This window comes from Gordonia polyisoprenivorans NBRC 16320 = JCM 10675 (genome assembly GCF_000241325.1).
Taxonomy (GTDB): Bacteria; Actinomycetota; Actinomycetes; order Mycobacteriales; family Mycobacteriaceae; genus Gordonia; species Gordonia polyisoprenivorans.
On the sequence record NZ_BAEI01000063.1, the window covers coordinates 1 to 17,637 of the forward strand.

Annotated in this window: 15 protein-coding genes; 14 read left to right on the forward strand and 1 reads right to left on the reverse strand. The window is 65.3% G+C overall.

All coding sequences use genetic code 11. The features are described 5' to 3' along the window. Nucleotides 1-825, reverse strand: an 825-nt coding sequence (gene gmd, locus GOPIP_RS15940) for a GDP-mannose 4,6-dehydratase (RefSeq protein ID WP_006370750.1), incomplete at its 3' end; no start/stop codon positions are given. A gap of 208 nt (nt 826-1,033) precedes the next feature. Between gmd and GOPIP_RS15945 the strand changes: the two genes are divergently transcribed. The 14 genes from GOPIP_RS15945 to GOPIP_RS16010 all read left to right on the forward strand — a co-directional run bounded on the left by GOPIP_RS15945 (nt 1,034) and on the right by GOPIP_RS16010 (nt 17,597). Further along, nucleotides 1,034-1,915, forward strand: a complete 882-nt coding sequence (locus GOPIP_RS15945; protein WP_006370751.1) for a glycosyltransferase family 2 protein — start codon at nt 1,034-1,036, stop codon at nt 1,913-1,915. An 80-nt stretch (nt 1,916-1,995) separates the two neighbouring features. Further along, a complete protein-coding gene (locus GOPIP_RS15950; RefSeq protein ID WP_168436245.1) occupies nt 1,996-3,438 on the forward strand; it encodes an endo-1,3-alpha-glucanase family glycosylhydrolase in 1,443 nt (480 codons plus the stop codon). Nucleotides 3,439-3,449: 11 nt separating this feature from the next. After that, nucleotides 3,450-4,052: a DapH/DapD/GlmU-related protein gene (locus tag GOPIP_RS15955; protein ID WP_006370753.1), complete on the forward strand. Its 603-nt coding sequence runs from the start codon at nt 3,450-3,452 to the stop codon at nt 4,050-4,052. Beyond that, entirely contained in the window at nt 4,049-5,293 is a 1,245-nt protein-coding gene (locus tag GOPIP_RS15960) for a glycosyltransferase family 4 protein (RefSeq protein WP_081482511.1), read from the forward strand. Before GOPIP_RS15955 ends, GOPIP_RS15960 begins: the two co-directional genes overlap by 4 nt. A gap of 34 nt (nt 5,294-5,327) precedes the next feature. Beyond that, entirely contained in the window at nt 5,328-6,068 is a 741-nt protein-coding gene (locus tag GOPIP_RS15965; protein WP_006370755.1) for a hypothetical protein, read from the forward strand. Nucleotides 6,069-6,071: 3 nt separating this feature from the next. Then, nucleotides 6,072-7,556 (forward strand): hypothetical protein, encoded by a 1,485-nt coding sequence (locus GOPIP_RS29125; RefSeq protein ID WP_006370756.1) that lies wholly within the window; start codon nt 6,072-6,074, stop codon nt 7,554-7,556. Continuing rightward, nucleotides 7,553-8,278 (forward strand): SGNH/GDSL hydrolase family protein, encoded by a 726-nt coding sequence (locus GOPIP_RS15975; RefSeq protein WP_006370757.1) that lies wholly within the window; start codon nt 7,553-7,555, stop codon nt 8,276-8,278. The genes GOPIP_RS29125 and GOPIP_RS15975 overlap by 4 nt, the downstream gene beginning before the upstream one ends. 4 nt (nt 8,279-8,282) lie before the next feature. Beyond that, on the forward strand, nt 8,283-9,491 hold the full coding sequence (locus tag GOPIP_RS15980) for a YveK family protein (RefSeq protein ID WP_006370758.1): 1,209 nt from the start codon (nt 8,283-8,285) through the stop codon (nt 9,489-9,491). Continuing rightward, complete coding sequence (locus tag GOPIP_RS15985) at nt 9,488-10,933, forward strand: YveK family protein (protein WP_006370759.1); 1,446 nt, start codon at nt 9,488-9,490, stop codon at nt 10,931-10,933. The genes GOPIP_RS15980 and GOPIP_RS15985 overlap by 4 nt, the downstream gene beginning before the upstream one ends. A 3-nt stretch (nt 10,934-10,936) precedes the next feature. Continuing rightward, on the forward strand, nt 10,937-12,064 hold the full coding sequence (locus GOPIP_RS15990; RefSeq protein WP_006370761.1) for a glycosyltransferase: 1,128 nt from the start codon (nt 10,937-10,939) through the stop codon (nt 12,062-12,064). Between the two features lie 4 nt (nt 12,065-12,068). Next, nucleotides 12,069-13,379: a hypothetical protein gene (locus GOPIP_RS15995; RefSeq protein WP_006370762.1), complete on the forward strand. Its 1,311-nt coding sequence runs from the start codon at nt 12,069-12,071 to the stop codon at nt 13,377-13,379. Between the two features lie 2 nt (nt 13,380-13,381). Next, on the forward strand, nt 13,382-14,662 hold the full coding sequence (locus GOPIP_RS16000) for a hypothetical protein (protein ID WP_006370763.1): 1,281 nt from the start codon (nt 13,382-13,384) through the stop codon (nt 14,660-14,662). Between the two features lie 122 nt (nt 14,663-14,784). Next, the gene (locus GOPIP_RS16005; RefSeq protein ID WP_006370764.1) at nt 14,785-16,242 is read left to right on the forward strand and encodes a sugar transferase; all 1,458 of its coding nucleotides are present in this window, start codon (nt 14,785-14,787) and stop codon (nt 16,240-16,242) included. A gap of 170 nt (nt 16,243-16,412) precedes the next feature. Continuing rightward, a complete protein-coding gene (locus tag GOPIP_RS16010; protein WP_006370765.1) occupies nt 16,413-17,597 on the forward strand; it encodes an EAL domain-containing protein in 1,185 nt (394 codons plus the stop codon). Nucleotides 17,598-17,637 lie beyond the last annotated feature (40 nt).

The window sequence follows — 17,637 nt, forward strand, 5'->3', positions numbered from 1 at the left end:
TCGCACGTGCTGCTCCCAGTCGAGGCCGGCGTGCTCGAAGGCCGTCTGCAGGAAGTCCCGCACCGTGTAGTTGCCGCCGGTTGCCAACACGTAGTCCTGCGGCTCATCGACCTGCAGCATCCGCCACATGCCCTCGACGTACTCCGGGGCGTATCCCCAGTCGCGGATCGCGTCGAGATTTCCCATGTAGAGGTATTGCTCAAGGCCGGCCTTGATACGTGCCGCCGCGCGGGTGATCTTGCGAGTGACGAAGGTCTCACCGCGGCGAGGGGACTCGTGATTGAACAGGATTCCGTTCACCGCGTACATGTCGTAGGCCTCGCGGTAGTTGCGGGTGACCCAGTAGGAATACACCTTGGCCGCGCCGTACGGGGAGCGCGGATAAAAAGGCGTCTCCTCATTCTGCGGTGGCGGGGTCGCACCGAACATCTCCGAACTCGATGCCTGGTAGAAGCGACATTTCACACCGGCCAGGCGCACTGCTTCGAGAAGTCGGATCGACCCGATTCCCGTGGTGTCACCGGTGTGCTCGGGTTCGTCGAAACTCACCCTGACATGCGACTGGGCGGCGAGGTTGTACACCTCGTCGGGGTCGATGGAGGAGACGAGGGTGACCAGTCGTGCGCCGTCGCTCAGGTCGCCGTAATGCAGGAACAAACGGGCGCCGGGTTCGTGCGGATCGACGTACAGGTGATCCACGCGGGAGGTGTTGAACGTCGAAGCTCGGCGGATCAGGCCGTGAACCTCATAGCCTTTGTTGAGCAGCAATTCGGCCAAATATGACCCGTCCTGCCCGGTGATCCCGGTGATGAGCGCTTTTTTCAATGGGTCAGTCCTTCAATAAGTAGACGATGATGTCTAGAGTGACGTTCGACAACAACAACTCCCCGCGCGAACATCTTAAGCCGTTGGACCTGAGAGTTCTCGTCCGGATTGGTGTGAATCACTAACGTGCTTCATGATCGCACGGAAGGAATTGCTGAATCGCCGCGCCCGGCCACCTTGTCGGCGCAAGTCTCGAGGGGCCCAACATATGCTGCACACGTTTGGTGTGATCGTGGCGTCGGCTGGTCGTCCCACCGTTCTCGCAGAGACGCTCGAGGCCCTCGGTGATGTCGTCGACGAGACCTGTCAGCTGGTGGTGTCGGTGCCCGACGAGGCCAGCGTTCCGACCGGGTCGGGTGTTCTCGACACCGTCGACCTCGTGGTCGGGCGGCGCGGGTTGCCGGCGCAGCGCAACACCGGAATCGACGCCCTTGACGAATCGGTGCGCTATGTAGCGTTTTTCGACGACGACGCGATACCTCATCGGGACTACCTCAGCGCGGCGATGACGACTTTCCATCAGCGCCCCGACGTCGTCGGCGTCACGGGTCAGGTCCTCTATGACGGCGTAGTGACAGGTCGTCCGTGTGATGCAAGAGAGGCGAGGACGATTCTGGACGGCTTCCGCACCCCTGATTCCGCGGCGACCCCGTGTTCGGAACTCTACGGATGTAATTTCGTCGTGCGCCGAGAAGTGCTCGACGAGCACAGGTTCGACGAGCGACTGCCCTTGTACGGCTGGTTGGAGGACCTGGACTTCTCGCGTCGCATCGGACGACTCGGTGACCTGATGTCGGTGACCGACGCCGCTGTGGTGCACCGCGGTGTGACCAGCGGTGGTCGGATGCACGGGCTGCGCCTCGGCTACAGCCAGGTGGTCAATCCCGTGTATCTGGCAGGAAAACGGTCGATTTCGTACGTCGAGGCTCTCGCGTTGGTGACCCGGCCGATGGCGAAGAACCTGATGCTGTCGATGGCCGCCATCCGGTGCGACTCGCGCCGTGCGCGTATGCGCGGGAACCTGATCGGGCTCGCCGACATCGCGCGGCGTCAGGTGACTCCCGAACGAGCGGCGGAGTTTCGGAAGTGACCAGAATGCACGCGGGTGTCACCAAATCGTTTATACCCATTTCCGGTGCAGTTGTCTCGATATTCGTGATGATTGTGGTGATGTCCGGTTGTGGTGGATCATCCGACGGCGACTCGGGGGATTCGGCGTCGTCGTCGCCCGTTCTCACCGTCGGCACCGAGAGTGTGCCGCTTCCGTTCGACCTGCCCGCGTCGGCGGTATTGCGGGCGAGCGAGAAGAAAGTGTTTGCCCACTATTTCTCCCCCTATCCGATCAGCTTCGACAACGCACCGAGCTCGCAGGACAACTACGCCACCCAATTCCTGTCGCCGTCGGGTGAGTCGGGCATTCATCAGGCATACGGCGGGATGCTGCGGGACCGGCCGGTTCCCCGGCCGCCGATTTCGGACCCGAACTGGATGAATCTGGACTACCGCACCGAGGTCCGTCAGGCGAAGTCGGCCGGCCTCGACGGGTTCACCGTCGATCTGCTCGATCTCGACGGACCTCAGTGGGGCAGATTCCTCAATCTGCTGTCGGCGACCGAGGCCGTCGATCCCGCCTTCGACCTGGTTCTGACCCCCGATGGGGCCTCCGACGACATCGGCCGATCCCCGCAGCGGCTGGCCGATGCCCTTGCCGGGGTCGGCCGGCGAGCACCGATCTATCACCTGGCCGACGGCAGGCTCGTGGTGGCACCGGTGGCACCCGAACGAGAGGGCGCGCAGTGGTGGAAGACCTTCGTCGACGTGATGAAGGCCGATCACGGCATCGATGTCGCCCTGGTGCCCACCTTCGTCGCGAATTTCGGACAGAACGTCGACGACTTCGCGCCCTTCAGCTACGGGCTGTCGCGGTGGGGATGGTGGTCGCCGAGTACCAACAGTCTCGAGGGCATGCGTGAGATCGCCGATGGCGCGCGGTCCCGCGGCAAGGCCTACACCGAAGCGGTGACCGTGCAGAGCTATCGTCCGTATGCGCAATCCTTCTGGGAGGCAGGCGGTTTGGCCAATCTGATGGCGACCTGGCAAGGAGCCATCGCCGAGCAGGCCGACGCGGTGCAGATGGTGACCTGGAACGACTATTCGGAGAGCACCCAGTTCGCACCGTCGCTGGGCAACGATCACGTCCCCCTGGACATCTCGTCCTACTACCTGACCTGGTACAAGACCGGACATCAGCCGAAGATCGTGCGCAACGTCCTCTATCTCGCCAACCGAAGCCAGTTCGTGAACGCCAAGCCGAGCCGGCAGACCGCGCTCGCCGTCGCGCAACCCGGGGATGCCCCGGTCGACCAGGTCGAGGTGGTCGGATTCCTCGCCGGTCCGGGCGTGGTGCGAATTCACGTGGGCGCACGGACATACGAGTACAAAGCCGATGCCGGTATCCGGTCCTTCCAGGTGCCGCTGGGGACCGGGCCGATCTCGGCGGAACTCCTCGTCGACGGAAAGTCCATCGCCGAGGTGGCGAGTGCGCACGAGGTGAACGCGGCGCCGACGACGCAAGACCTCACCTACTATTTCTCGTCGAGCAGCAGGCAGTAAGGGAACGGAACATGGATATTCCCAGTGAGAGTCGCTTCTACCTCCGTGACTTCCGCAAGGACGGCTACGACAAAGGCGGATCGATCCCCAAGCAGATCGCATGGCTCGCCGTGTCCGGTGCGGTGCTGCGTAAATGGTGGTGCCCCAACCGATTCCGTATTGCGGTGTTGAGGGCTTTCGGCGCGCGGATCGGGGACCGCACCCTGGTGCGCCACGAGGTCAAGATCCACTGGCCGTGGAAGTTGACGATCGGCAGCGACTGCTGGATCGGCGAGGGCGTCTGGATTCTGAATCTGGAGCCGGTGACCATCGGCGACAACACGTGCATCTCCCAGGATGTGTTGCTGTGCACGGGAAGTCACGACCGGCGCTCCCCGCGCTTCTCCTACGACAACGCGCCGATACACATCGGGGACGGCGTGTGGGTGGCGGCCCGCGCGACAATCCTGCGCGGGGTACGGCTGGCCGATCGGTCGGTCGTGGGTGCCGCGACACTGGTCACCTCCGACGTCGGCGAGGGGACCCTGCGGGCCACGGGCGCAGGCGCCGCCCCCGGAGGGAATGGACTTCTCGGACAACACCGTCCGGAACACAGCGAGGACACACACCAGTGAGACGACGCAGAGCACGCCCATCAGACCGGCCGACGGTCAAGGTGTTCGGACTGAACTATGCACCCGAACCCAGCGGAAGTGCGCCCTACACAGCCGGGTTGGCCGAGTGGTTGGCCGCCAACGGGTATGAGGTCGAGGTGATCGCCGGGTTGCCCCACTACCCGCAGTGGAAGCGGTACCCGACGACGGAATCGGTGGAGGCCGACCACCTGCGGGTGCGCCGGCGATGGCATCTCATCCCCCGGTCCCCGCGCACGATGGGGCGGATGATCATGGAGGCCACATACGCGGTGCAGGTGCCGTTCGTGTCAGGCGCCGACGTGTACGTCGCGGCCAGCCCGTCGCTGTTGGGATCGCTGGCGGTGGTCCTGCGGGCCCTGCCCGGCCGGATTCCGGTGGTGTTGTGGGTACAGGACATCTACAGCCGCGGCTCGGAGGAGGCGCTGGGCAACTCGCGTCGGATCACCGCGGTGATCAGCAGGCTCGAACGGTTCCTCTATCGACACGTGAACCACATCATCGTGCCGCACAACGGGTTTGCGTCCTCGATCGGCGAGGTGGTCGGCGACCGCACCCCGGTTGACGTGGTGGCCAATTGGTCGCACTTCGACGCGTCGGCCGCGCTCGAGGCGAATCCGTTGGGTGAGGAGCTGATTCGCGAACTCGTCGGTGCACCGCCGGCGTGGGCGGTGGCCGTCCATGCGGGCAACATCGGTGTGAAGCAGGGGCTCGAGAACGTCGTAGAGGCCGCGCGCGTGGCCCATGAGAACGGCAGCCGCATCCGCTTCGTCCTGCTCGGTGACGGAAATGCACGTCCGGATCTGGAGAAGATCGCCGAGGGACTTCCGAATCTGCATTTCATCGATCCGCTTCCACGTGAACAGGTGATCCCGTTTCTCGATGCGGCCGACATCCTGATCGTCAATGAGCGTCTCGGGGTCCGGGAAATGTCGATTCCCAGCAAGCTCACCACCTACTGGTCGACGTCCACCCCGGTGGTGTGCTGCGTGGATTCGACCGGCCTGACGGCGCAGGAAGTCAACCGCGCCAACGGGGGTGTGGTGGTTGCACCAGGTGAACCGAAGGCTCTCGTCGATGCGATCGAGGAACTCGTCGCCGATGAAGAACGTGGGCGTGAACTCGTGCGACACGGCGCGCAACACCGAATTAGGCATCTCGGTTCCGAGCCGGCATTGACCGTCATCGCTGATATCTTGAATCGGTCGATGCGCGATCGTTGACCGTATTTCTCATATGCACGGAAGGTATGCACGAATGAAGCGATTGGCAGCCCTCGTCGCCGCGGTGTCGGCGACAGCTGTCGTTGCGTCGTGCGGTCAATCCGGCTCGACCGCGCCCGGAAGTTCGGGCCCGGTGTCGGTGTCGGTGGATTTCTCCCGGACCGATGGCGGCGGACCGGGCGTCCGGTTCTCCGACGGGCAACCTGTGACCCTGTCGACCGCCAACGACTTCGCCTCGGCGCCTTTCGTCTCCGACGGCAGCCTGATCTTCACCCCCTTGCGCAGGGGCGGGGTCTCAGCCTACGCGAGCACGCCCCGGTTGAGCGACACGGTCAAGACCATTACGGCACGTTGGCGTTTCGGCTCGGCACCCGGCGGATCGATGGCGCTGAGCGTGACCGACGGCGTGAACGAGGCCGGAGCGCCGAGTCGTCCGTTCGCGGTGCGGTTCGTCGTCAGTCAACAGAGTTGGTATCTGGGTGTGTGGGGTCTGGACGACCAACAGGTCAGCATCGTCGGCACAGGCCAGTTCGCTCCCGAACTCGCCGGTGGCGTCGACCTGTCCGCGCGGCTGTGGATCGTCGACAACTGGGTGACGGTGCAACTGCCCGGTGGCGGCTTCGCAACCGCGAACGATACTCGCACGAGTGCGTGGGCCGGGCATCGGGTGACCGCCGAACTGTTCACGCAGACCGGCGATCCCGACTCGGTGCCGCGTCTGCGCGAATTCGGTGCGGGTAGTGTTCGCGAGCTTCCGCCGGCCGGGGGAGCGTGAGCGATGACGACGATGACACGTCGGCGCACGGTCGAGCGCAAGCGGGTCGTATTGCCAGGATCCCGCGGTAGGCGATCGGTCCCAGCCCTCATCGGCCTCTGGCTGCTGGTGATCTTCGGCGGGGTGGTGCCGGTGGCGGTGATCCAGCTGACCCCGGTGTCGCGGCCGGGATGGGTCGTCGCGGCCCTGATCAGCGCGGCGAGTGCCGCCCGATTCTCCTGGCTCGTCGGCAACGGTGACCGGCGACTGTTCGAGACGACGTTCTGGGTCTTCGTCTACTCGTTCCTGGGACTTGCTCCGCTGGTGCAGATGCGGTTGGGCGACTGGCCGTCGACCACCCCGAACGGTGACTGGGCGCTGGTCCCCTCGGCGTTCATGGTCGTGGTGGTGGGATGTCTGGCCTTCTGCGTCGGTGTCTACGGCGGCACCCTGGCCACCGCGGGCGGGCGGCTCCGGGAACGATTGACCCCGACCAAGCCGCGCAAACCGGCCGATCGACGAGTATTGGTGGGATTCGCCGTCTTTGCGCTGCTCGCCAACCTCTTCTACCTCAGTACCTCGACGTGGCTGCAATTCACCCAGAGCCGTTACAGCGAGACCGAATCCTTGGCCCAGGCCCAGACGTCGGCGTCGTCGTCGACGATCTTCCAGGCGGTCGCCGGCGCCTCGTTGCTCGTGTCGTTCGTGTCGCTGGCGCAGGATCGCCGTGTCCGGCGGCGCCTGGGCATCCCCGAGACCTCTCGGGCGCGCTTCGTGTCGATCACGCTGATGGTCGTGGTGGGACTATCGCTGCTGAACACGCTCAATCCGGTCTCCAACGCCCGATATGTCTCGGCCACCGCGATTCTCGGCGCCGCCACCGCTCTGGGTCTGGTGCAGACCCGCGGACGTTATCGCGGCATGGCGATCGCCATGATCACCGGTATTCTGTTCGTGTTCCCGTTCATGGATGCCTTCCGGTACAGTCTCACACCGCAATTCAAGAGCAACGGGCTCATCGACTCGCTGAGCTCGCCGGACTTCGACGCCTTCGCGCAGATCTCGAACGCGATCCTCTACGTGCACCGTGAGGGCGTGGCGCCGCTGCAGTTCGTCGGCGTCCTCGGCTTCTGGATGCCACGACGGATCTGGCCGGACAAACCGGTCGACACCGGAATCCTGCTCGCCCAGGAACGCGGATACATGTTCAAGAACCTCTCGGCCCCGCTGTGGAGCGAGTTCTTCGTCAACGGCGGCTGGATCTATTTGATCGCCGGGATGCTGGTGGTGGGCTTCGTCGTCCGATGCCTGGACCGCAGAATCGAATTCGATCTGCAGGTGCGCGATTCCATCGGCGTCCTCAGTTGCATCCTGCCGTTCTACTTCCTGATCCTGCTCCGCGGATCGCTGCTGCAGGCGACGTCGTTCTTCGCGCTGCTGCTCGTCTTCACCTTTGTCGTGTCGCGACGGTTCGGTGGCGCATCGCCGCCGGGGAGGTCGGCGACATGACGGTGATGATGCGATGGCCGGTGCGGATCCTCCTCGTGCTCGGCATGATCGTCGCGCTCGGCGGGTGTCGTGAGTCCGTCGACACCGTGGCGCTCACACCGACACCGGCGTTGACAACCACGCGGTCGGCCGGAGAATGTGCGGCGCAATCCATCTCGACTGCACTATTCATCGGGGATTCCTACGTCGAGGGTGTCGACGGTGGTGGGCAGCCCTACCCGCGCCGAGTCGGTGCGGAGTTCGGGTGGCAGGTCGACGTCGATGCCAAGGGTGGTTCGGGATTCGTCGCGCGTGGACCGGTGGCGAGTGCATTGCCGTTCGGGCAACGATTGGCCGCCGACAGCGGTGACGCGCCCGATCTGGTGGTCATCGACGGCGGGCGCAACGATGCCATCGTCCCGGTGACGACGATGGAGAACGCGATCGGTGAGTACGTGGGGGCGGTGCGCGCCAAGTGGCGGCTGGCCTGCGTGGTGTTCGTGATCCCGAGTTTCATGACCGCCGAACCGCCGTCCTTCTACGACGACATCGTGAATTACGCGCGTACGGTACTGGTCCCGCGATACGACGTGCACATCATCGACCCGGTGGCCCTCGGATGGTATCGGGACCGCGACCTGTCGGGAATGCTCATGCCCGACGGTGTGCATCCGAATGCCGCAGGCAACGACTACATCACGGCGCGGATGACCGACGCGCTTCGCACAGTGACAGGGGCGTGAGACGATGCAGCTGAAACCTTTGGTGCAGTCGATCTTTCGGCGATGGTATCTCGTGGCGATCGCCACGCTCCTCGGACTCGGAGCCGGCGCGATCGTCGTGCTGATGACGCCGAGCTACTACCAGACCCGAACCGATGTGGTCCTGTCGACACCGGGATGGAACGACGTGATCGCGCCACAGGGCGACGATGCCGCGAACGTGACCGGTTCGCTGGGAACCGCTTTCACCCTCGAACGTGCCGAGAGCTACGTTCGTCTGGCCGGCTCCGACGACGTACTGCGCACGGTGGCCGCGGACACCGGCTACCACGGGGACGCGCGGTCTCTGGCGGCACAGGTGTCTGTCCGGGTTGTGCCGGACACGACCATCATCGAGGTGTCCGCACGATCGGACACCGCGGCCGCCTCGGAGAAACTGTCGCAGGTGATGGCCGCCGAACTGGGCCGGGCGATCGAAGAGGTCGAGTCGGGTTCGGTGCGTAGCGCGCGATCGCCCGTGCAGGCGACGGTGATCACCCCGGTCGGCGTCGAATCGCCGACGGTCAAGGTCACTGCATACGAATGGCTCTTCTACGGAACGGCGATCGGCCTGATGGTGGGGGTCACCCTCGCGGTGATCCTCGAAGCCGGTCGTCGGCGCGTGATCACCTCGGTCGACGACGCCCACGAGGCACTCGGCGTGCCGGTGCTCGGGAAGATCGTCGCCGAGCGGGTGGTCGGCGACGGTGGTGAGATCGAGGCCACCATCGTCGCCGACACCAGTGCGCTGCGGCTCGGTGGCAACGTGCCCGGTGTGCTGGCGCTCGCCCCGGTGTCGGAGCAGACGCAGACGACCGTCGAGCCCGAGGTCGTCGATACCATCGCGGACTCGCTCGCGGGGCCGTCGACAACACCCCCATTGGTCGAGATGATGACCGGTTCCGACCGTGCTCGTGTGCGTTCACCAGAAGTTCGCGAGCGTCTGCGCAGCGCCGCCGCCACCCAACGGGTGTTGCTGTGGGCGAACGCGATTCCCGCCGAACCCGACATTCTGGAACTGGCCCTCGACCTCGATGCCCCCGTGGTGTTGCTCGTCACCCTGGAGACCACCAGGGCCGATGAGACCCGGTCGGCGCTGCGCCAGTTGGATGACGCCGGCATACAGATCTCCGGTTGCATATTGCTCGAGTATCACGTGGCCCAGCGTGATGCCCTGTTGAGAGGTTCTCGATGAGTCGATTCCGCACGTCCCGACGCCCGATCGCGCTGTTGCTGATCATCGGGTTCACGGTGCTCGGCCTGCTGGCCGGCGCCGCGGCCGCAGTGGCGTCGCCCAAGCAGTACGCGTCGACGGCAACCCTCTTCCTGCGCGCCCCCGACTTCACCGACTCGACGAGCGCCTACCAGGGTGACCTCTTCTCGCAGCAACGCGCACTGTCGTATGCGGGCATGATCAACAGCGAGGACCTGGCACAGCTCGCGGTGAATCGACTGGGAATCCAGATGAGCCCGTCGGAAATGGCGGCCAAGGTGTCGGCGGCCGCGGAGGAACGCACCGTCCTCATGACCATCACCGCCACCGACAGCAATCCCGACCGCGCCGCGCAGATCGCCAACAGCTATGCGGCGGTGTTCCCGCAATACATGGCCCAGATGGAGAACGTCGGACGCGATCCCCGGGTCGCGCAGAACCCGCTGGCCACGGTGGTCCAGACCGCGACCCCACCGACCAAATCCGACGGTCTTCCGACCTCGCTGCTACTGCTCGCCGGCGCCGTCGTCGGGCTCATCGTCGGACTTCTCGCCGCCTTCGCCCACCGCCGTCTCGACGGCCGCGTGTATCGGGTCGCAGAGTTGGAATCGTCTCTGTCGCACGATGTTCCCGTCGTCGCCGTCGGGGTACGAGGCGGAGATGCACAGGACGAATTCCGCAGGCTCGCCACACAAGTCGAGCACTTCACCGACTCGTCGGATCCGGCGGACACTTTGACAGCGGGGCAGGGACGGTCGGTCGCCCTCGTCGAGGTCCACGAGAGCGGCCTGTCGGGAACAATCGCTCGCGGCCTCGCGGACTCGTTGCGTGCGCGCGGATTCCGCGTGTCGGTGACCGGGGCTCCGGGTACCACCGACGCTGGTACCAGCGGCGAGGTGAATCCGCCGGCAGACACGTCCGCGACCAACACGCCGGTGGACGATGCCGTGCCGGACGATGCCGTTCCGGAGGATCCCACGGATGCCGTCACCGCGGACGAAACCAAGGCTGCGGACGAGGACACCGCGGACGACGACACTGCGGACGACGACACTGCGGACGACGACACTGCGGACGACGACACTGCGGACGACACGCCGCAGGACGATCACGACGAGATCCCGGACACCCCAGCCGATTCCGATGACGCAGAGACTCCGGTCAGCTCCGCCGTGGCAGAGTTGAGTGTGGCGGCCTTCCGAGAGGAGCTGACGGGGCTGGCAGCGGAGAACGACTTCGTCCTGATCGACGGCGGTGTCCATGACACCGATTTCGCCGACATCGCGGCGGGTGTAGTGCAGTCGGTGGTGCTCGTGGTGGCACCGGGTGAGCGTAAACGTCGTATCGCCGAAGCGACGCGCGTGATCGAATTGGCCGGAGGCTCACCAGCATTCTCGGTGCTGTGTACATCGGGTGAGGGCTGAGTCATGACTCGCATCCTGTCGGTGGTGACCCTGGTGACGCCGAGCGGTGACTACGGCGGCCCGGTCCGGGTCGCCGTCAATCAGGCCAAGGCGCTCACCGACCGTGGCCATGACGTGCAGATCGTCGGCGGGTACTCGGGCTACGCATCGCCGCCGGTCGCCATCGACGGGGTGCCGTGCCGATTGTTCCCGGTACGTCGGGTCATCCCCGGCGCCGGTTTCTCCGGACTCATTGCGCCGGCACTGATTGGGTGGCTGATCGGCAACGTGGCGGGGTTCGACGCCGTCCACGTCCACGTGGCCCGCGACCTGATCACCCTGCCCGCCGCCGCGATCGCCGAGGCCCGCGGGGTTCGGTGTTTCCTGCAGTCGCACGGCATGATCGACGCATCGCAGCGGCGTTCGGCCACGGTCCTCGACGCGGCGATGACCCGGCGTGTTCTTCGGCGGGCCCGCACCGTGTTTCACCTCACCGAGCGTGAACGCCGCGATCTGCTCGGCGTCGAGCCACGCTTGACGACGCTGACCGAACTCCCCAACGGTGTGCCCGTCGCCGACCGGCGCCCCGCGCAGTCATCGGAACCGAAGCGGACCGAAGTGCTCTACCTGGCCCGGCTCGCCCCCCGTAAACGACCGATGCTGTTCGTCGAGGTGGCGCAGGAACTGAGTGACGAATTCCCGGATGCCGCTTTCACTCTCGTGGGTCCCGACGAAGGGGAGGGGGAGGCGATCACCGAGACACTGCGGACAAGCGTGCACCGCGATCACATCACCTGGGAGGGGCCGCTGTCGCCGGAGGAGACGATCTCCCGGATGCGCGACGCCGACATCTATGTGTTGCCGTCGGTGAACGAGCCCTACCCGATGTCGGTGTTGGAGGCGATGTCGGTGGGACTGCCGGTCGTGGTGACCGACTCGTGCGGGCTGGCGGACTTCGTGGCCGCCAACGGTGCCGGTGTGGTCGTCGACGAGACCGCCGAGGCGCTGCGCGCAGCGGTCAGGGGGCTCCTCGACGACCCGGCGGCCGCGCGCGACATGGGGTCGCGGGCCATGGCGGCCGTGCGATCCGAGCGCAGCATGGATGCCGTCGCTGAGTTGCTCGAGAACCACTACACGACGATCGGGATCTGAGCTGATGAACGATACAGAGCGGGTCGAGCCGACGTCATCGGGACGTTCCGGTGAGCTGTGGGGACGGTGGAAATCGCTGGTCTCGAGGATCGCTGCGCAGCCGCTGTTGATCACCCAGATGCTCTACAGCGCCGCAGGCGCCCTGCCGGTGCTGTTCGCCGCGGCAGCGATGACACCCGCCCACTTCACGCGGTTCTCGTTCCTGATCCTGTTGGTGCAGGTCGTCTCCGGCGCCGTCGTCACCTGCATCTTCCGCGCGGCGATGCTGCACTACCGCACCAACCGCACCGCCCATATCCGGTTGCGTATCACAGTCTCGGTGACCGTCATCTGCTGTGCGGTCTTCGCTGGCGGTGCATTCGCCTTCGACGTCCACGATTGGCGACCACTGCTGGTCGTCTCGCTGGCCAGCGGGATACCGATCTTCACCGAGTGGCTGCGGCATCGGGCGATGACCCTCGATCATCGGTGGGAGGTCGTCCGCGCCGACGGCCTGCGCCTGGTGGTCACCATGCTGATCTCGTTGAGCCTGTTCATCTCTGACAATCCCGAGGTCTATTACACGTTGTACTGCCTCGCGTGGTTTCCCTCGATCGTCCTGCTGGCGGTCCGGGTGGCACGACCTGAGGTCTTCTGTCCGATGTCGCGGTATCGCCACCTGGTGGCGCATTTGCTCGTCGATTTCGTGGTCGGTCAATTCATGGTGATCTTGCCGCTCATGGTGCTCGGAGGTCTCGGCAACTCGACGTATCTGGGCGGCATTCGTCTGGCACAGACGCTGCTCGGTCCGCTCAACACCGTATTCGCGGCCCTCACAACGAATCTCTTCGTCGATGGCGTCACGAGCAAGTCTGCGATGGCCAATGACCAGGTCATCCGTTCCGGCCGTCGACTGGCCACCCAACTCGCGGTGATCTCGGCGGTGTTCGTGCCGGCCGTGCTCGTGGTGATCTGGGTGACCGGGCTGTCGCTGCGCGGCGTCGGCAACACCGAGTTGCTCGTCGGCATCGCACTCGTCGGCATCCTCGCCATTCTCTACAACACCTCGGCCGTCGACGCCGTGGTGTTGCGCATCGTCGGACACAACCGGGTGGCCACCGTCGGTCGCACGGTGCTCGCGATCTCCTCGGTGGCGGGATTCACCATCGGATATCTCGTTGCCGGAGTCGACGGAAGTCTGGTGATCGGGTTCCTCGCTTCTGCGATCGCGAATCCGCTGTGCTTCGTCGTTCCGGCGACATTCGTCTATCGCTCCATCAGAGCAGAGGCGACACCGGATCCGATTCCGACGGCAGCCGACGATGGTGTGAGGTGAGGATGCAGGGAAGTCAGAAGTATCGGGTGGGCGGGCTCGATATCGCCTACAGCGGTCGTTGGGTCATCGCGTTCGTCGGCCCCGTCGATCATGGTGGACCCGAGCGGGTGCGCCGCGCGTTGGTCGACTACGCCCGACGTCACGGGCCGGCCGGGCGTATCGGGCTCATCCCGGATCCGGAGTCGTCGATGTGGGAGTTCCGGCCGGAGGAATTCGATGACTGTGTGGTCGAGATCGACCCGGTGGAGCCCGCGCAGTTCGTGTCGACACTGACAGCGTTGGCCCGCAGTGCCGAACCACGGCCACCCGTGTGGATCGCGCTGAGCGGTCCGCACGCGTTCTGCTACCTCGACCACGGCATCGGGGACGGCCTGACCGCCTTCCGACTGCTGGCTTTGGTCGCGAGGTCGTCGTTGTCGGAGCATCGTCGCGCGAACGATGATCCTGTGCCGCTTCGGTTCCCGGCTGCTGCCGCGGTTGCCTCGGCCGCCCGCAAGCACCCGATGCGGGTGGCCGGGACATTGCTGCGCAACGCCGCAGCCGAGTTGTCGTCCGGGCACAAACGCAAGGCCTGCGCCGACACCGCCTTGACTGCAGAGGTCGTCGGGGACCCGCAGCCACGCAGCGCGTTCTCGATGGGTACCGAGAAGGCGTTCGATGAGTTGGAGAGGTTCAAGAACGAGCACTTCCCGCACGCGTCGTCGGTGGCGATGCGAGTGGCGATCGCGGCGTGCGCGCTCGGCCGGGCCGGCCTGCATCCCGCCGAGCCGTTCTATCTGGTGTTCGACGCGCGTCGGTATCTGCGCCCGACCACGGTGACCACGGGCAATTTCGCGGTCGGACTCGATCTCTCCGGCGACCTGCGATGCCCGACCGACATCACCGCCTCGATCCGCGACCACGCCGCCTCCGGTCTCCCGGCCCTCGCCGTCGCCCTGCACTCGGCCAAGTCCCGGCTGCGGGTGGCGCTCGGCAAGCCCCGTAAATCGCCTGCACCCCAGACCATCAACGCGGATCCGTGGGTGACCGTCAGCGACCTGTCCGGTGGACCCGCCGGTCTGATCGACTCGTTCGCGTGGCTCGCGCCCGCTGAGGACCGCAACATCGGAGCGTTCAGCGCCCCCGCGGGACGCGATGCGATCACCCTCACCTATGGGCTGCTCGGTCGGCGTGTCTCCCTGACCGCCTCGTTCGACGAGGGCGTGTTCGATCCCGAACTCGTGGCGAGTGCGGTCGCGAGTGCGGTCGAGGACCCGGTGGGATTGCTCGGTGGTCGGCGATGACCCCGCTGTGCGGCATCGGGAATGACCGATGTGCGGTTCGAGATGTTCCCGGTGGAACACGCGGGTACATTTTCAATTCAGCGAATCTATTTGCCCGTGACCTGAGGTTGTGAGAACGCCGAATGGCAAAACAAGTTCCGAATGAGCAACCCGTCAGCGGTTTCCCGGGAGAATCCGACGACCGCGAGAACGGGATCGCCCCAGGCATGCATCGTCGCATCCGGTTACCCGTTCCCCGTAACCGCACCGACCTCCGGTTGCTGGCCCTCGACGTCGTCGCGCTTGCGGTTTTCGGACTCATCGTCCTCGGAAACCGCCACCGCGACAGCCTTCCGGAAGGTGTCGCAGCGCTGGTCGGCGCGGTGATCGTGGTGTTCTTCCTCGAGGTGGCCGGTCTGTACCGCAACCGGTTGACACTCTCCGCCCTCGACGACCTACCGAGGATCGCGGCATGGACCGTCGTCAGTTTCGCTCTGGCCTGCTCGGTCATCGAACCGTACGGCGATGTCGGTCGAGCCGCGATCGGAGTCCTGATCGTCATCGCGATGCTGTTCACATTGCGTGCCATCTATTACGCCGTGGTGCGCGACATTCGCCGTCGTTCCGAGCCGGCACGCACGCGGACCGCCGTCGTCGGCGGCGGCCGCATCGGTGCCGAACTGATCAAGATCACCCGGGCCCGGCCCGAATACGGCCTCGACGTGGTGGTGGCGATCACCGACGATCCGTTGCAGGAGTTGGTCGACACGGGTATCGAGATCGAGGCCGGCCTCGGGGACACCCGAAAACACGTCGAGCATCATCGGGTGGGTGCGGTGTTGGTGGCGTTCAGTTCGTCGCCGGACTCGTCGATGGTTGGCCCATTGCGTGACTGCGACGAACTCGACTGCGAGATCTTCATCGTGCCAAGACTTTTCGAGTTCGTCCCGCTGACCAAGGATATGGATCGGCTACACACCATCCCGCTCATCCGGATGCGACGCGATGCCCTGCGTACGTGGTACTGGAAGGCCAAGCGCATCTTCGATCTGGTGACGGTGTCGGTGGCGTTGCTGATCTTCAGTCCGGTCATCGCTGCGGTGGCCGCGGCGGTCTTCCTTTCCGATCCGCGCGCGCCGATCATCTTTCGGCAGAAGCGAATCGGGCGTCGTGGTGTGCCTTTCGAGGTGCTCAAGTTCCGGTCGATGCGACCTGTTGCCTCGACGACCTCGGACAGCGAATGGCAGCCGTCGCAGCGTGACCGCATCGGCCCCGTCGGTCGATTCATCCGAAAGACCTCTCTCGACGAACTACCCCAGCTGTGGAACGTGTTCCGTGGGGACATGTCGATCGTCGGGCCGCGGCCGGAACGACCCCACTTCGTCGAACAGTTCGAGTCGTCGGTGCCGAGTTACCGCGATCGGCACCGCGTGCCCGCGGGTCTCACGGGCTGGGCGGCGATCAATGGTCTGCGCGGCGACACCTCGATCACCGATCGGGCGATCTACGACAACTTCTACATCGAGAACTGGAGTGTGTGGCTCGACATCAAGATCATCGTGCGCACTGTTGGTACGGTGTTGCGCGGGACGGGTGGGTAGCTCCGCAGATCGCGTCTCCGGGGGAGCGGATTGCGGCGCAGAGGCAAGCCACGTCGAACATCTGAGGGACAGTTGCCCCGGTTCGCGACCGGGTGACACCCCGGCCCGTAGGGTGGACCCATGACGGCTGACCGTGCGGGGGGCGGCCCAGGGGATCGCGGTGATGACGCGTGACCGGGTTCGGCGTGGTGGTGGCGATTTCGGCGGACCCGTATCACCGGGTCGCGGTGGCATACGGGCGGGAGCGGTCGGTGGATATCGCCGAGGCGTTCGTCGAGGGTGTGCTGGCAACGACCGGTACGACCGCCGAGATCATTCGCCGCTCCGACCTCGAGTGGCTTGCCTATTTCGACGAAACCGATGACGCTGCTGTGGAGTTGCTGTATCAGCCGTGGAGTTACGGTTCGCATGCGGTGGATGTGGACGGCTCCGTGCATTTCCTCGAGGTCGCCATGGGGATCGTGCGTGCGGCGGACTTCCCCGCGACCGTCACCGACGAGGAGATCGTCTCCGCCGCGGACGCGGCCCTGTCTCGGGCGCTCGTCGACGGCCTCAGTGCGGTGATCGCCAATCCTTCGTTGGCGCAATCACTTCGGCGTGAGATCTCCATGGCGAACGCGCTCATCACGGCCGACGACGATGACTTCCCGGTGTACTACCAGCCGATCGTCCGCCTGTCCGATGACGTCACGGTGGGCTGGGAGTCGTTGCTGCGCTGGACGACTGCGGGCTCGGTGCGCAGCCCGGACGCCTTCATGCCGGTCGCCGAGGCGACCTCGCTGATCATCCCGATCGGCCGGCGTGCGATCCGCGCGGTGTTCGCCGATCTCGCCGGGCGGATCGGTCGCACGGAGGGGGATGAGGCCTTCGTCTCGATCAACTTGTCCGCCAAGCAGTTGTGGGACGAGTCGCTTCCCGCGTATTTCTCCGAACTCGGCGCCGAGTACGGGGTGGAGCGGAGCCGCGTGTGGATCGAGGTCAGTGAGATCGACGTCATCCGGCCTGCGGGAGCCGCTGCGCGCACGCTGTTCGCGCTCCACGATCTCGGATGCACGATTTGTGTGGACGATCTCGGCTCGGGATTCTCGGCATTGCGATATGTCCGGGACCTTCCGGTAGAGGTTCTCAAGGTGGACCGGACCTTGGTGACCCCGTTGCCGGACAGCACTGCCGACCGTGCTGTGGTGGATGCGATCTGCACGATGGCGAAAGCGACCGGATTACGCGTGGTCGCCGAGGGAATCGAAACCGAGGACGAGCTCGACGAGGTGAACAAGCTCTGTTTCGACCTCGGCCAGGGATATCTGCTCGGCCGTCCCGCGGCAGCCGCCGACCTCTTCGGTCCGGCGCGCTGACGCGCCCAGACCGCCTCCGACCGCCATCTTCAGTGAAGCT

Excerpts from the sequence above, each read along its gene's own strand:
- GOPIP_RS29125 (WP_006370756.1), top strand. The coding sequence starts at position 6,072 with ATGACGACGATGACACGTCGGCGCACGGTCGAGCGCAAGCGGGTCGTA.
- GOPIP_RS15980 (WP_006370758.1), top strand. The coding sequence starts at position 8,283 with ATGCAGCTGAAACCTTTGGTGCAGTCGATCTTTCGGCGATGGTATCTC.
- GOPIP_RS15985 (WP_006370759.1), top strand. The coding sequence starts at position 9,488 with ATGAGTCGATTCCGCACGTCCCGACGCCCGATCGCGCTGTTGCTGATC.
- GOPIP_RS15950 (WP_168436245.1), top strand. The coding sequence starts at position 1,996 with ATGTCCGGTTGTGGTGGATCATCCGACGGCGACTCGGGGGATTCGGCG.
- GOPIP_RS15990 (WP_006370761.1), top strand. The coding sequence starts at position 10,937 with ATGACTCGCATCCTGTCGGTGGTGACCCTGGTGACGCCGAGCGGTGAC.
- GOPIP_RS15975 (WP_006370757.1), top strand. The coding sequence starts at position 7,553 with ATGACGGTGATGATGCGATGGCCGGTGCGGATCCTCCTCGTGCTCGGC.
- GOPIP_RS16000 (WP_006370763.1), top strand. The coding sequence starts at position 13,382 with ATGCAGGGAAGTCAGAAGTATCGGGTGGGCGGGCTCGATATCGCCTAC.
- GOPIP_RS15945 (WP_006370751.1), top strand. The coding sequence starts at position 1,034 with ATGCTGCACACGTTTGGTGTGATCGTGGCGTCGGCTGGTCGTCCCACC.
- GOPIP_RS15955 (WP_006370753.1), top strand. The coding sequence starts at position 3,450 with ATGGATATTCCCAGTGAGAGTCGCTTCTACCTCCGTGACTTCCGCAAG.
- GOPIP_RS15995 (WP_006370762.1), top strand. The coding sequence starts at position 12,069 with ATGAACGATACAGAGCGGGTCGAGCCGACGTCATCGGGACGTTCCGGT.
- GOPIP_RS16005 (WP_006370764.1), top strand. The coding sequence starts at position 14,785 with ATGGCAAAACAAGTTCCGAATGAGCAACCCGTCAGCGGTTTCCCGGGA.
- GOPIP_RS15965 (WP_006370755.1), top strand. The coding sequence starts at position 5,328 with ATGAAGCGATTGGCAGCCCTCGTCGCCGCGGTGTCGGCGACAGCTGTC.